15 protein-coding genes are annotated in these 12,646 nt (G+C 56.9%); 7 read left to right on the top strand and 8 right to left on the bottom strand.

Annotated elements, in window-relative coordinates; genetic code table 11:
- Window positions 1-51 precede the first annotated feature (51 nt).
- The gene (locus tag PuT2_RS03355) at window positions 52-1,599 is read right to left on the bottom strand and encodes a CYTH and CHAD domain-containing protein (RefSeq protein ID WP_093969631.1); all 1,548 of its coding nucleotides are present in this window, start codon (window positions 1,597-1,599) and stop codon (window positions 52-54) included.
- Window positions 1,600-1,766: 167 nt separating this feature from the next.
- On the opposite strand from PuT2_RS03355, the gene ribBA reads away from it, so the two are divergent.
- The 6 genes from ribBA to PuT2_RS03325 all read left to right on the top strand — a co-directional run bounded on the left by ribBA (window position 1,767) and on the right by PuT2_RS03325 (window position 6,080).
- Complete coding sequence (gene ribBA, locus PuT2_RS03350; protein ID WP_093969630.1) at window positions 1,767-2,927, top strand: bifunctional 3,4-dihydroxy-2-butanone-4-phosphate synthase/GTP cyclohydrolase II; 1,161 nt, start codon at window positions 1,767-1,769, stop codon at window positions 2,925-2,927.
- 13 nt (window positions 2,928-2,940) lie between these two features.
- A complete protein-coding gene (gene ribH / locus PuT2_RS03345) occupies window positions 2,941-3,447 on the top strand; it encodes a 6,7-dimethyl-8-ribityllumazine synthase (protein WP_093969629.1) in 507 nt (168 codons plus the stop codon).
- Window positions 3,425-3,931, top strand: coding sequence for a transcription antitermination factor NusB (gene nusB, locus PuT2_RS03340; protein ID WP_093969628.1), 507 nt, complete (start codon window positions 3,425-3,427; stop codon window positions 3,929-3,931). The genes ribH and nusB overlap by 23 nt, the downstream gene beginning before the upstream one ends.
- A 27-nt stretch (window positions 3,932-3,958) precedes the next feature.
- Window positions 3,959-4,927 (top strand): thiamine-phosphate kinase, encoded by a 969-nt coding sequence (thiL, locus tag PuT2_RS03335; protein ID WP_093969627.1) that lies wholly within the window; start codon window positions 3,959-3,961, stop codon window positions 4,925-4,927.
- A 140-nt stretch (window positions 4,928-5,067) separates the two neighbouring features.
- Window positions 5,068-5,538: a phosphatidylglycerophosphatase A gene (locus tag PuT2_RS03330; protein ID WP_254046950.1), complete on the top strand. Its 471-nt coding sequence runs from the start codon at window positions 5,068-5,070 to the stop codon at window positions 5,536-5,538.
- Complete coding sequence (locus PuT2_RS03325; protein ID WP_093969626.1) at window positions 5,535-6,080, top strand: CinA family protein; 546 nt, start codon at window positions 5,535-5,537, stop codon at window positions 6,078-6,080. The genes PuT2_RS03330 and PuT2_RS03325 overlap by 4 nt, the downstream gene beginning before the upstream one ends.
- Here PuT2_RS03325 and pyrF read toward each other — a convergent pair.
- The 6 genes from pyrF to PuT2_RS03295 form a co-directional block, all read right to left on the bottom strand.
- The gene (gene pyrF, locus PuT2_RS03320; protein ID WP_093969625.1) at window positions 6,064-6,879 is read right to left on the bottom strand and encodes an orotidine-5'-phosphate decarboxylase; all 816 of its coding nucleotides are present in this window, start codon (window positions 6,877-6,879) and stop codon (window positions 6,064-6,066) included. The two genes, PuT2_RS03325 and pyrF, sit on opposite strands and share 17 nt — an antisense overlap.
- 20 nt (window positions 6,880-6,899) lie before the next feature.
- Window positions 6,900-7,289 carry a diacylglycerol kinase gene (locus tag PuT2_RS03315; RefSeq protein WP_093969624.1) on the bottom strand — a complete coding sequence of 130 codons (390 nt, stop codon included), beginning with the start codon at window positions 7,287-7,289 and terminating at the stop codon, window positions 6,900-6,902.
- 88 nt (window positions 7,290-7,377) lie between these two features.
- Window positions 7,378-9,024, bottom strand: a complete 1,647-nt coding sequence (gene groL, locus PuT2_RS03310; RefSeq protein WP_093969623.1) for a chaperonin GroEL — start codon at window positions 9,022-9,024, stop codon at window positions 7,378-7,380.
- A 34-nt stretch (window positions 9,025-9,058) separates the two neighbouring features.
- Complete coding sequence (gene groES, locus PuT2_RS03305; RefSeq protein WP_093969622.1) at window positions 9,059-9,346, bottom strand: co-chaperone GroES; 288 nt, start codon at window positions 9,344-9,346, stop codon at window positions 9,059-9,061.
- 158 nt (window positions 9,347-9,504) lie between these two features.
- Window positions 9,505-10,818 carry a ferric reductase-like transmembrane domain-containing protein gene (locus tag PuT2_RS03300; protein WP_093969621.1) on the bottom strand — a complete coding sequence of 438 codons (1,314 nt, stop codon included), beginning with the start codon at window positions 10,816-10,818 and terminating at the stop codon, window positions 9,505-9,507.
- Window positions 10,819-10,860: 42 nt separating this feature from the next.
- A complete protein-coding gene (locus PuT2_RS03295; protein ID WP_093969620.1) occupies window positions 10,861-11,550 on the bottom strand; it encodes a VIT family protein in 690 nt (229 codons plus the stop codon).
- A 118-nt stretch (window positions 11,551-11,668) separates the two neighbouring features.
- Here PuT2_RS03295 and PuT2_RS03290 point away from each other — a divergent pair, with 118 nt between their 5' ends.
- Window positions 11,669-12,166, top strand: coding sequence for a DUF2165 family protein (locus tag PuT2_RS03290; protein WP_093969619.1), 498 nt, complete (start codon window positions 11,669-11,671; stop codon window positions 12,164-12,166).
- A gap of 60 nt (window positions 12,167-12,226) precedes the next feature.
- On the opposite strand, the gene PuT2_RS03285 is transcribed toward PuT2_RS03290, so the two are convergent.
- Window positions 12,227-12,610: an RNA-binding S4 domain-containing protein gene (locus tag PuT2_RS03285; protein ID WP_093970047.1), complete on the bottom strand. Its 384-nt coding sequence runs from the start codon at window positions 12,608-12,610 to the stop codon at window positions 12,227-12,229.
- Between the last annotated feature and the right edge of the window lie 36 nt (window positions 12,611-12,646).

Below are 12,646 nucleotides of genomic sequence, written 5' to 3'. Positions count from 1 at the left end.
GACGGGCCTGCTTGCATTTTCGCTAGAGCCGCTGGCCCAGACGGCCTGGCCTTAGCGGGTTTTAATCGCGCCGGCTTTGGCCAACTGTTTGAATAGGGCCTGGGCGAGCAAACGTTTTTGTGCTTGCGCGCCCCGCAGCCAACCGATGGCAAACCACGCCTGGGGCTGTTTTTCTGTCATGGGCTCGTAAAAAATTTCGGCGGTGTATAGGTCGTTCAGGTCACCCAGTTCTTCTTGTACGAGTTCCAGCAGCTTGCGCAGGCCGCTTACATTGCTTTTTGCAAGCAGGTCATTCGAAAAATCCAGGCAATAGCGCAGGCTTTTAACTTCTTTACGCAGGTCGTGCTGGGCTTCTATGGGCAGGTCATTAAATTTACTGCCTTTTTTGCCTATTTTCTTCAGCCATTCATTGAGCCGCTTGACCAACATGGGCCTGATGGGTTGAGTGGCTGATTCGAGGTTGGCTTTTTGCCATTGGTCGCCCAGTTGCACCACATGACTCATCAGGTCGATCAGGGTGGTCTGAAGCTCGGGGTTGGCGGCAACAACCGATGGCTTGGGCCCGCGTGCAGATTGCCGCGGCATGCGTAAGTCGGGCAGGCCGGCCAGCTTTAACTGGGGGTGAACAACAAGGGCAACAACATCACCGTCGCGTGCCATGCCTAACTGGTCGAATGCGGCCCTTAGCACTTTAAGGTTGGCTTCCGGCAATGGGGGTAGCCAGTCGTTGAACAGTTTCAGGCACGACCGAAGCCGGCGTATGCCCACCCGTAACTGATGGGTGTATTCGATGTGCAACCCCTGATTGGCATGCTGGGTATCAACGCCCGCAGCAAACGCGGTGTTCTGGATAATTTGTGCCAGACATTCGTTAATGCACGCCAGATAAGCCTGGGTGGCGTCGACTTTGGGCTTGAGTGTTACCGCACCGGCTTTGCGGGCCCGGAACAACTGCCCTGCATTGGGATTGGCGACGGTTGACACGACGGTTTGACCGCTGGCATCGGTGGTGGTAGTGAGAGCCAGGCCAGCCAGGGCGTCGCCCCGTTCGGCCTTGGACCTGATATCGAGAATCAGGTTGTGCTTTTCGGCCCATTCGCGCGCGAGCAAGAACATGTGCTGGATGTCCCCTGATACATGCTCAAACTCGACTTCGCTGATGGGCAGTTCGAGTTCGCCGGCAAAAAGTGCGCCCTGGTCGTACGCGATTTCGACGCTGCCGATCGGCCCTTCTTGCAGCAATACGAGCCGCGTGACGCGCGTTTCGTAGCGCAGACACAGCGGGCTTTGCAAGTTGGCGAACAGGGTTTCGAGTGCTGTCCCGGTATACAGTGAAAGGTCTAGCTCGGGTGCGCTGCGCAGATGATTCAGCTCGATGCGCGACAGTGGGTCTGCACCGGGTGCCTTGATGGTTTGAACCCAGCGACGGCCCTCTTTGCGTAATCGAAGGGCGATGCCTGCGCCGGCCAGTTCGCGCGATGGCGTGTCGAAATAACGGGCCTGCAAAGTCACCCGTTTCGCTTTTGCGGTGCGTAGTTGACGTGCAATGCCTGCCTTGGCCTGATCAGGAACATGCAATTTGATTTCGCGTTCAGTCATGATGGGGTGAGGGCAGCCGTTATTTCATTTAAACGTCGATCATACCTGCCGTATGCGCTTGTTTGTATGACAAGAATCAACAAAGCGACCGTTCTGCTGCACTGCACGATCGAATCGCGCGCGCGTACGCGCTAAAATGGGCGTCAACTACAACTGAGCATGATGTCATGACCGAAACGATTTCAGCCGGCCAAACCCTCCAGCCGGCCGGTATTTCCCCTGTTACAGAAATCATCGCCGAATTGCGCGAAGGCCGTATGGTCATTCTGGTCGATGAAGAAGATCGCGAAAACGAAGGCGACCTCGTACTTGCGGCCGACTTCGTCACTCCCGAAGCCATTAATTTCATGGTTACGCATGCGCGCGGGCTCGTATGCCTGACGCTTACCGAAGAGCGTTGCCGGCAACTCGATCTGCCGCTTATGGCGTCCCGAAACGGGGCGCGATTTGGCACGAATTTCACCATGTCCATCGAAGCCGCTGAAGGCGTCGAAACGGGTATTTCGGCAGCCGATCGTGCGCGCACCATTCAGGTGGCTGTTGCCAAAGATGCCCGCCCGTCTGACGTTGTGCAGCCCGGCCATATCTTCCCGGTGCAGGCAGTGCGTGGGGGCGTGCTGGTGCGTGCGGGGCACACCGAAGCGGGTTGCGACCTGACCGCGCTGGCCGGTTTAACCCCGGCTGCGGTCATCTGCGAAATCCTCAAACCCGATGGCACCATGGCGCGTTTGCCCGACCTGCAAATTTTTGCCGCGCAACACAATCTTAAAATCGGCACCATCGAAGACCTCATTCAGTATCGTTCCGAGCACGAATCCATGATCGAGCGCGTGGGCGAACGCAACATGAGCACGCCTTGGGGCGAATTCCATGCGGTGGCGTACCGCGACAAGGCCTCGGGTGCCGCGCACCTGGCGTTAACTCATGGCACGATTTCCCACGACATCGAAACGCTGGTGCGCGTCCACGAACCCACCACGCTCATCGATATCTTGTCCGAAGATGCGTCTGCTCACAGCTGGACAGTCGCTCGCGCCCTGCGCACCATTCAGTCGGCACCCAGCGGGGTCATGGTGTTTTTAAATTGCGAAGGCTCGGTCAACCATCTTTTCGAACAGGCGCAGGCCTGGGGCAAGCCGCCAGCGCCACGTAAAAGTGCCGAGGGCAGTCGCTTCGATCTGCTCACGTATGGCATTGGCGCGCAAATTTTGCGCGACCTCAACGTGGGTAAAGCCAAATTGTTGGCCCGGCCCCGAAAAATGCCCAGCATGGCGGGCTTTTCCTTGACCATTACCGGTTACCATACCGAACCCGATTCCAACGCCTGAAAGGATCCTGCACATGACTCCCTACACACTGTTTCCCGATATGAACGGGGAAGGTTTACACATTGGTATCGTCCGAGCCCGCTTTAACGAAAACATCGGTATGACCGAGCTCGACGCCTGCCTGGCCGAACTGGCCGAACTGGGCGTTGACGAGCGCGACGTCATGGTGGTTACCGTGCCCGGCGCCCTCGAGCTGGGCATCACGCTGGCCAAAATGGCCGAAACCTACGAATTCGACGCCCTGATTGCTCTGGGTGCCGTGATTCGCGGAGAAACCTATCACTTCGAGCTGGTCAGCAACGAAAGCGGCACGGCTATAACGCGCGTGGCTCTCGAAACCGGTATCCCCGTCATCAACGGCGTGTTGACCACCGAAACCGACGAGCAGGCCGAAGTTCGCGCCGCCGAAAAAGGTCGCGATTGCGCCCGTGCTGCAGTCGAAATGGCCAACTTGGTTGCCGCCCTCGAGCCCGAAGCCGACGATGACGACTACGAGGATGAAGATCTTGACGAAGAGTAAAGCGTCCAACAACGCGGGCGCTGCCCGCGCCAACGCGCGTAGCGCGCGCCGCCGTGCGCGCGAATTTGCGCTGCAGGGCGTTTACGCCTGGTTGCTGCGTGGCGACGAAAGTCTGCAAGACGCAGGCGCCATCGACGCCCACATCCGCGACAACGAAGAATTCCCCGAAGCCGATGCGGCGTGGTTTAAAACATTGCTGCATGGCGTGTTGCGCGAGGCCCCGGCATTGCGTGAAGGCTTTACGCCTTTCATCGACCGTCCCCTCGAAGAGCTTTCGCCCATCGAACACGGCATTTTGCTCATCGGTAGTTACGAACTCGTTCATCACGTCGAAGTGCCTTACAAGGTGGCCATCAACGAAGCTGTCGAACTGGCGAAATCGTTTGGCGGTACCGATGGCTTCAAGTTCGTCAATGGGGTGCTCGACAAGCTCGCCGCGCAAGTGCGCACCACCGAGGTTCAGGCTGCGGCGCAGCGCGCCTGACGCGTCGGTCGTCGTCAACCCGGCATCATGGGTCGCGAATTCGATTTAATCGACCGCTACTTTTCCCGTAAAGTGCCGGCGGGTTATCTGGGCGGCGGTGACGACTGCGCCTTGTTGCCTGTTGCCTCAGGCATGCAAATGGCAGTCAGTACCGACCTGCTCATCGAAGGCCGGCATTTCTTCCCCGACGTATCCCCTCGCACCTTAGGTCATAAGGCACTGGCAGTTAACTTGTCCGATCTGGCGGCCATGGGTGCTAAACCCTTGGGTTGTGTGTTGGGCATTGCCATGCCGGCAATCGATGAATCCTGGTTGGCAGCGTTTGCCGACGGCTTTTACGCGCTGGCCGATGCGGCTGGTTGCCCTTTGGTTGGGGGCGACACCACCGCAGCCGACAAAATAACGTTGTGTGTGACTGTGTTTGGTCAGGTTGACCCAGCCTTGGCGCTGCGTCGCAGCGCGGCGCACGCAGGTGACGACATCTGGGTTACGGGGCTTTTGGGCGGCCCGCATGTGGCGTTGCGATTGTTGCAAGGCCATGTGCCGCCAGGCTGCAATAACACGGCGGCCTTGCTGGCCCAAGTGCGCTCTTCGCTCGAACAGCCGTTACCCCCCGTCGCGTTTTCGCAAGGGCTCCCAGGCCTCGCCCACGCCGCGCTCGACATTTCCGACGGCCTCCTTCAAGATCTGGGGCATATTCTTAAGGCTAGCCGCTGCGGCGCGCAGTTGTTTTACGATAACTTGCCCATCGACCCGGCCCTGGCCGGGTTGTCGCAGGCGTGGCAAGAAGAGGCTGTATTAGGCGGCGGTGATGTCTACCAGCTATGTTTTACGGCGCCTGTCACGTCACGTAGCGCCATTCAGGCGCTTGCCCATCAGCACGGTGTTCTGGCGACGCATATTGGCACTATTGTGCCGCAGGCCGGTCAACTGCACGTTATGCGCAATAATGGTCAGGCCGTGTCGGTGGCGCATCACGGCTTTCAGCATTTTTAACGCCGGCGCCAATGGCTGTCGCAGCTTTCAAGGTTGTCATGTCAAATCAAAATAACAACGAACCTCCAATTTCAACAGGTCAAGTCTCCGATGCTTCCGGCGTTTCGGGCGAGGCGGCAATCCAGCCTTCTGTTAGCTGGATGCTGCGCTCACCGGCGCGAATGGTCGCCTTTGGGCTGGGCAGTGGTTTGATACGGCCGGCACCAGGCACGTGGGGCACGCTGGCTGGTTGGCTTGTATGGGTTGTCGTCTTGTCCCGGTTGTCCGATACCGGCGTGGCCGTCGCGCTGGCGGTGTCCTTCGCCTATGGCTGCCTCGTTTGCCATCGCGTCGGCAAAGATCTAGGGCGCCCCGATCACGGGGGGATGGTCTGGGATGAAATGGTCGCGTTTTGGCTGGTGCTCTGGTTTACGCCCGACACCTTATGGGCGCAAGCCATTGCATTTGGCTTGTTTCGTTTGTTCGATATCGTCAAGCCTCCACCCATCCGCTATTTTGATGCTCGACTCAAGAACGGCTTCGGCGTAATGTGGGACGATATCGTTGCTGCGTTATATGCGCTCTTGGTGCTGGCTGTATTGCAACGCGTAGGTTTGTTGGGGGTTTTATGAGCATTCGGTACACAGAAATACACGAGACCATTGTCGGGCTGGGTGATGGCGCCCAAAATAATGCCCGTTTGCTGGGCGAATGCTTGCAGGCGCAAGGCTGGATGTTAGCCTGCGCCGAGTCGTGCACCGGTGGCCTGCTGGCGGCAACCATCACCGATATTGCCGGTTCCAGCCAGTGGTTCGAGCGTGGGTTTGTTACCTACAGCAACGATGCCAAAGTGGCTCACCTTGGCGTGGCGCCCGACACTCTCGATCGCTTTGGCGCTGTCAGCGAAGAAACCGCCATGGAAATGGCAGCTGGCGTGTTGGCTTCAGTTCCGACGGCCCATTTTGCGGTGTCCACGACAGGTATTGCCGGCCCGGGGGGCGGTACGGCCGGTAAGCCGGTGGGCATGGTGTGCTTTGGTTTTGCACATCGCGTTAAAGACGGCGTTTCAACCCAGGCTGTTACCCGGGTTTTTGAGGGTGATCGTCGTCAGGTCAGGCAAGCGGCGGTTCAGTTTGCCCTTGCGACGAGTATCCAGCTTATTTTGCCGCGTTAATCGCGTTGCGGGTCTCAAGCGCCGCCTTGGCGGCGGCTTCGCGCCAGTCATCGCCGTTGCTGGCGTACAAAATAGCCCGCGACGAATTGATCATCATGCCTAAGCCCGTGCTGCTTTTGCCGGCCGCTACTGTGCCTTGAATGTCGCCACCCTGGGCGCCAATACCTGGAATCAGTAAGGGCATGTCGCCAACACGCTCGCGCACTTTGGCAATTTCGTTCGGGAAAGTGGCCCCCACCACCAAAGCACACTGACCATTTTTGTTCCATTGGTTAGCGACCAGGCTAGCCACATGAAGATAAAGAGGTTCGCCGTTGCCGACATCAAGAAACTGCAGGTCAGATCCGCCCTTGTTCGAGGTTCGGCACAAAATAATCACGCCTTTCTCTTCCCAGGCCAGATAGGGTTCGACCGAATCAAAACCCATATAGGGGTTGACGGTCACTGCATCGGCACGATAGCGCTCGAAGGCTTCAGCAGCGTACTGTTCGGCCGTTGAACCGATATCACCGCGTTTTGCATCGAGAACCAACGGTAAATGCGGATACGTGGTGCGCAGGTAATCGCACAAGGCTTCGAGCTGGTCTTCGGCCCGCTGAGCTGCAAAGTAGGCAATTTGCGGCTTTATACCGCAGACATGCGGCGCAGTGGCGTCGATCACCCCTTTGCAAAATTCATAGATGGCATCGGGCCTGCCTTTGAGTTCGGCCGGAAAGCGTTGGGGGTCGGGATCAAGACCAACCATCAGCATTGAGTCGGCGTGCGCCCAGGCGTAGTCCAGTTTTTCAGTGAATTTCATGACGGCAATAAAGGTGTGGGTTACGGTAGCAGGTGACTGATGATGACCATGAGCCAAATCAGGGTGGCGAGTGTTATAGACAGCAAGACCGCCGCGCTGGCGAGGTCTTTGGCTCGGCCGATAAGCGGGTGGTGATCGAGCGTGATGGTGTCGGCAAGCGCTTCGATTGCCGAGTTCAGCAGCTCGATAATGAGTACAAAAAACAGGGCGCCGATAAGCAGGGCACGTTCGGCCAGCGTGTCACCAAGCCAGATGGCGATGGGCACCAGCAAAATAAATGCAAACAATTCTTGGCGGAAGGCGGCTTCGTGTACTAGTGCAGCACGGAACCCTTGCGCAGAGTAGCGCAGGGCGTTAACCAGGCGCCGCATGCCGCCTTTGCTTTTGTAGGGGGAGTTTGCGTGATTCATACCGTATTGTAGTCAAGTCTGCTCACGAAAAAGCCCCCGCATTGCTGCGGGGGCTTTACTGGAAAGACCAGGTACTACAGGGGCTTGATTAGAAGCCGCCCATACCACCCATGCCGCCCATGCCGCCCATATCGGGCATAGCAGGTGCGGGTTTGTCTTCAGGCAGTTCTGCAACAGCAGCTTCAGTGGTCAGCAACAGCGATGCAACCGAAGCAGCGTTTTGCAGGGCAGTGCGGGTGACCTTAGTGGGGTCAAGAACGCCTTGCTCTACCAGGTCGCCGTACTCGCCAGTGGCAGCGTTGTAACCGTAGTTGCCCGAACCGGCAGCAACGTTGTTGACAACGACGCTAGGCTCGTCGCCTGCGTTAGCAACGATAGTGCGCAGAGGAGCTTCGATGGCGCGCAGGATCAGCTTGATGCCGGCTTCCTGGTCGATGTTGTCGCCTTTAACAGCAGCAACAGCAGCTTTGGCACGGATCAGGGCAACACCGCCGCCAGGAACGATACCTTCTTCGACGGCAGCGCGAGTGGCGTGCAGCGCGTCTTCAACGCGTGCTTTTTTCTCTTTCATTTCGACTTCGGTGGCAGCGCCTACGCGAATAACGGCAACACCGCCAGCCAGCTTGGCAACGCGCTCTTGCAGTTTTTCACGGTCGTAGTCGGAAGTGGCTTCTTCGATTTGAACGCGGATTTGCTTGACGCGAGCCTCGATCGATTTGCTGTCGCCAGCGCCGTCGATGATGGTGGTGTTTTCTTTGGCCACTTCGATACGCTTGGCTTGACCCAGATCTTCGAGGGTAGCGTTTTCGAGCGAACCGCCGGTTTCTTCAGAGATAACAGTACCGCCGGTCAGGATGGCGATGTCTTCGAGCATGGCTTTGCGACGGTCGCCGAAGCCAGGGGCCTTGACGGCTGTTGTCTTGAGGATGCCACGAATGTTGTTGACCACCAAAGTAGCCAGTGCTTCGCCTTCGACGTCTTCGGCGATGATCAGCAGAGGACGGCTGGACTTGGCAACCTGTTCGAGAACGGGCAGCAGATCGCGGATGTTGCTGATTTTTTTGTCGTAGATCAGGACAAACGGATCTTCAAGAACAGCAGCTTGCTTTTCTTGGGTGTTGATGAAGTAGGGCGACAGGTAACCGCGATCGAATTGCATACCTTCGACGACGTCCAGTTCGTTTTCAAGCGATTTGCCGTCTTCGACGGTGATAACGCCTTCTTTGCCTACTTTGTCCATTGCGTCGGCGATGATCTGGCCGATGGAAGTGTCGCTGTTAGCCGAAATCGAACCAACTTGGGCGATTTCTTTGCTGGTGGTGCAGGGCTTGGACAGCTTCTGCAACTCGGCGATGGCGGCGGTGACGGCTTTGTCGATACCGCGCTTCAGGTCCATTGGGTTGATGCCGGCGGTAACGTACTTGATGCCTTCTTCAACGATAGACTGAGCCAGAACTGTTGCAGTAGTGGTACCGTCACCGGCGTTGTCGGAAGTTTTGGAAGCAACTTCTTTAACCAGTTGTGCACCAATGTTTTCGAACTTGTCTTTCAGTTCGATTTCTTTAGCAACCGATACACCGTCTTTGGTGACGGTGGGGGCGCCGAAAGAGCGCTCGAGTACAACGTTGCGGCCTTTGGGGCCCAGAGTTGTTTTAACGGCGTTGGCCAGAACGTTTACGCCGCGCACAATGCGCGAACGGGCGTCGTCGCCAAATAGGACTTGTTTAGCTGCCATGGTTTGATTCCTTGCTTGTTCTGTTCGTTGCTGATTACTGGATCACGGCGAGGATTTCGTCCTCGCGGATGACGAGCAGTTCGTCGCCATCGACCTTGACGGTTTGGCCGGCATATTTGCCGAAAAGGACCTTGTCGCCTGCTTTGACATCAACGGGAAGAATCTTGCCGTCTTCTGTTTTCTTGCCGGGGCCGACTGCAATAACTTCGCCTTGATCAGGCTTTTCAGCGGCGCTTTCGGGGATAACGATGCCGGAGGCGGTTTTACGCTCGTTGTCCAGGCGTTTGACGATCACGCGATCGTGCAAAGGACGCAGTGCCATGAAGGTACTCCTCAGAAAATAATGAATGTAATCAATAATCGGGGGTGTTGTTAGCACTCTACCCCGTCGAGTGCTAATTATAAGGACGAACCTTAAGACTTCAAGAGGCAGGGTGCGTTTTGTTACATTTTTGCTGGTTGCGGAGGGATGGCGTAGGGTCAACGAAACTCGAAGTGTTCATTGTGCAAATGCCAGGAGCCAGGGGGTAATGACTTCTTAAGTGCGTGCTCTAATTGCTTGCCCATAGCTGCCGGACCGCAAAACCACACCTGCAGTGGTTTGCCGGCCTGATACTGTTGCAGGACTTGTTCTGGCGTCCAGCGACGGCCATCAGCAAAAATATCCAGATGTACATCGGGGTGAAGGGCCGCAGCTTCTTTCAGTGCTTTGGCCAAAGGGTCGTTTGCATGCTGACAGGCATACTGCAACCAAGCTTGTGGCGCATGGCCGTCTTGGTGATGCTGGCCTAGCCAAGATAAAAAGGGTGTTGCTCCTACGCCAGCACCGACCCAGACATGCACAGCGCCATCGTCGTGGTCAGGGGGCACGAAGCGGCCATATGGGCCGTCCAGTTCTACGCTGAGGCCGGGTTGCAGTCGTTCGGATAGCCCGCGTGTCCAGTCGCCTAATTGTTTGATGTGAAAGCGTACGACATGGTTCTTCTGGTCTGCATCAGACAGCGTGAACGGGTGAGCCTCTTGTTCTCCGGCCACGCGCAAAAAGGCGAATTGCCCTGCCTTATGGCCCTGCCACGAATCGCCCAGGCGGCATTGCACTTCCAGTACGTCGCCCAGCCGGGTGCACGATACTACGGTACCCTTGTGCGGGTAAGCTGGTTTCAGATCACGAATCAATTGCATCACGGCGGCAATCACGCCGATGGTCATCGTTGCCGCCAGCAGCCAGCCCCCGACACCGCCCCAATAACCATAAGGGGTCAGCACGATGCCGTGAAATACCAGCAGCAGGTAGGCCAATGGCATGAATCGATGCAGCCAATACCAGCGTTTGTAGGGCACGGTGCGGCGGGCCAACGTGATGATCAGCATCAGGATCAGCGCGTAGAAAGTCCATTCGCCCATGGTTTTGGCATAGGGCTTAAGAACGCTGACCCATTCGGGTACTGGCATCTTGGCCAGCCGGCCCGCGTTGCCAATGGCTGTAGTAATGAGCGGCTTTGACTCTTTAGCCAGCCAGTGCGCAAAGCTCAGGGCAACGGCAATGATGCCTAACCATTTGTGTAGTCGGTAGGCTTTATCCATGCCGCCCAAAGGCGACTCTAGCCAGCGGGGGCGCAAGGCCAGCACCATAATGGCTGTCATGGCACCCAAGGCCAAAATGCCAGTCAGCAGCATACCTTCTTGGCGCATGACCCACAGCAAATCACCGGGTGGCGATGGCGACAGCCAGAAGGCTTCGACAGCCCAGATCACAAAGAAACAGGCCAGGATTAGAACAATGGCACGGCGCAAGAGAACACTCCGATTTGGTTGGTGACGTTAAAACGGTGAGTGTTAAGCTGCGACACCAAACAGCGCACCGACGCCTGCAGTCAGCCCCATTGCCAGGGCGCCCCAGAAGGTTACGCGCGCAGTCGAGATCAGTAAAGGGGAGCCGCCTGCTTTTGCGGCGATCAAGCCTAGAAGCGCAAGAAAGAAAAGTGAGCTGCCTGCAACATATCCCATGAGCGCCGACGTAGGAAACAGCAGAACCACTAATAAAGGAAGGAGTGCACCCGCAGCAAAAGTTGCCGCCGAGGCCAGAGCGGCTTGTACCGGTTTAGCGGCCAATGTGTCCGAGATTCCCAGCTCGTCGCGTGCATGTGCCGCGATGGCATCGTGGGCCATCAGTTGGGTCGCTACACTCGAGGCCAAGTGTTCATCAAGGCCTCGATTGACGTAAATGGCTGTAAGCTCGGCGTGCTCTTGTTCGGGGTTTTCAGCTAACTCTGCTTTTTCGCGGGCAAGGTCTGCATTCTCGGTGTCGGCTTGCGAGCTGACCGACACGTATTCACCTGCAGCCATGGACATGGCGCCGGCAACCAGGCTGGCGACGCCGGCAACAAGGATACTTTGGGTACCCGCGCCTGTAGCGGCCACGCCCAAGACCAGACTTGACGTAGAGACAATCCCGTCATTGGCGCCAAGAACCGCAGCCCTAAGCCAGCCGGTGCGGTGCGTTTTATGCCTTTCGCTATGTCTCATTGGTCGTGCCGGTTCGTTTCGTCGGGGGCTGCACAGATGGTGACATAATGTTGAAAATTCTACACTTGGCACCGGGTGAGTTCTAGACTCAGGGCAGGCATTTATAAGTTAAAAGCGTATGGCGATCCGTTACTCAAAAATTTTGTTTGTGGCTGCTATAGCCTTATTCGCGACGCTGGTGGCGTTCGGCAATATTACCGATTACGGCAGCAATTTTGCTTTTGTACGGCATGTGCTGCGTATGGATACGATTTTTCCCGACGCGGCCATCGGGTATCGAGCCATAGACGCACCCTGGTTTCATCACTTGGCTTACGTCATCATCATCGGGCTCGAGGCATTGACGGCAGTGCTTTGCTGGTTGGGAGCCTGGCGTTTGCTGCGACAGGTCAAGGCGCCTGCGCGTGACTTCAATCGCGCTAAAAATATGGCAGTGTGGGGGCTGTCGTTGGGGTTTTTGGTATGGCAGGTTGGGTTTATGTCTATTGGTGGCGAGTGGTTCGGGATGTGGATGTCGTCCCAATGGAATGGGGTGCCGTCGGCTTTCCGATTCTTGGTCACCATTATTCTGGTGCTTATTTACGTGGCCGTCCCCGATGCCGAACTCGATGACTAAAAGACAAGGTGCAATTTGGCGCCATTAGCGCCCCTGAGCATCTGTTTCGTCCCGGCGCGATCACCCCTTGCCTCTAATCAAATCAATTTGACGTCTGTCGCGCTTGGTCGGGCGCCCGACGCTTATGGTTTGTGCGGGTTCCGGCGCCAATCGGCGCAGTTCGGCGGCTTTTTCGCGCTTTTCGCGGCTTTCGGTTGTTTCTTCGTAGAGCAATTGGGCGACGGGCGCAGGGCCGCGCACTGCACTGATTTGTTTGATAATTACGGTAATGGCTGGTTCGTCTTTGCGCACGTTCACGCTATCGCCAACTGCAACTTCGCGCGCCGGTTTGGCGGGTTGGCCGTTCACCAAGACGCGCCCTTTAGTGATTTCTTGCGATGCCAGGCTACGGGTCTTGTAAAACCGCGCAGCCCATAGCCATTTATCTATTCTGATCTTTTCCATTGTTTCTGCGTACTTGCTGCGCCGCTCAGGGCACAG

It is taken from the genome of Pusillimonas sp. T2 (assembly GCF_002236805.1).
In the GTDB taxonomy this organism is placed as follows: Bacteria; Pseudomonadota; Gammaproteobacteria; order Burkholderiales; family Burkholderiaceae_B; genus Neopusillimonas.
The sequence above is the reverse complement of the archived record's forward strand: the minus strand, read 5'-3'. Positions and strand labels throughout refer to the sequence as shown.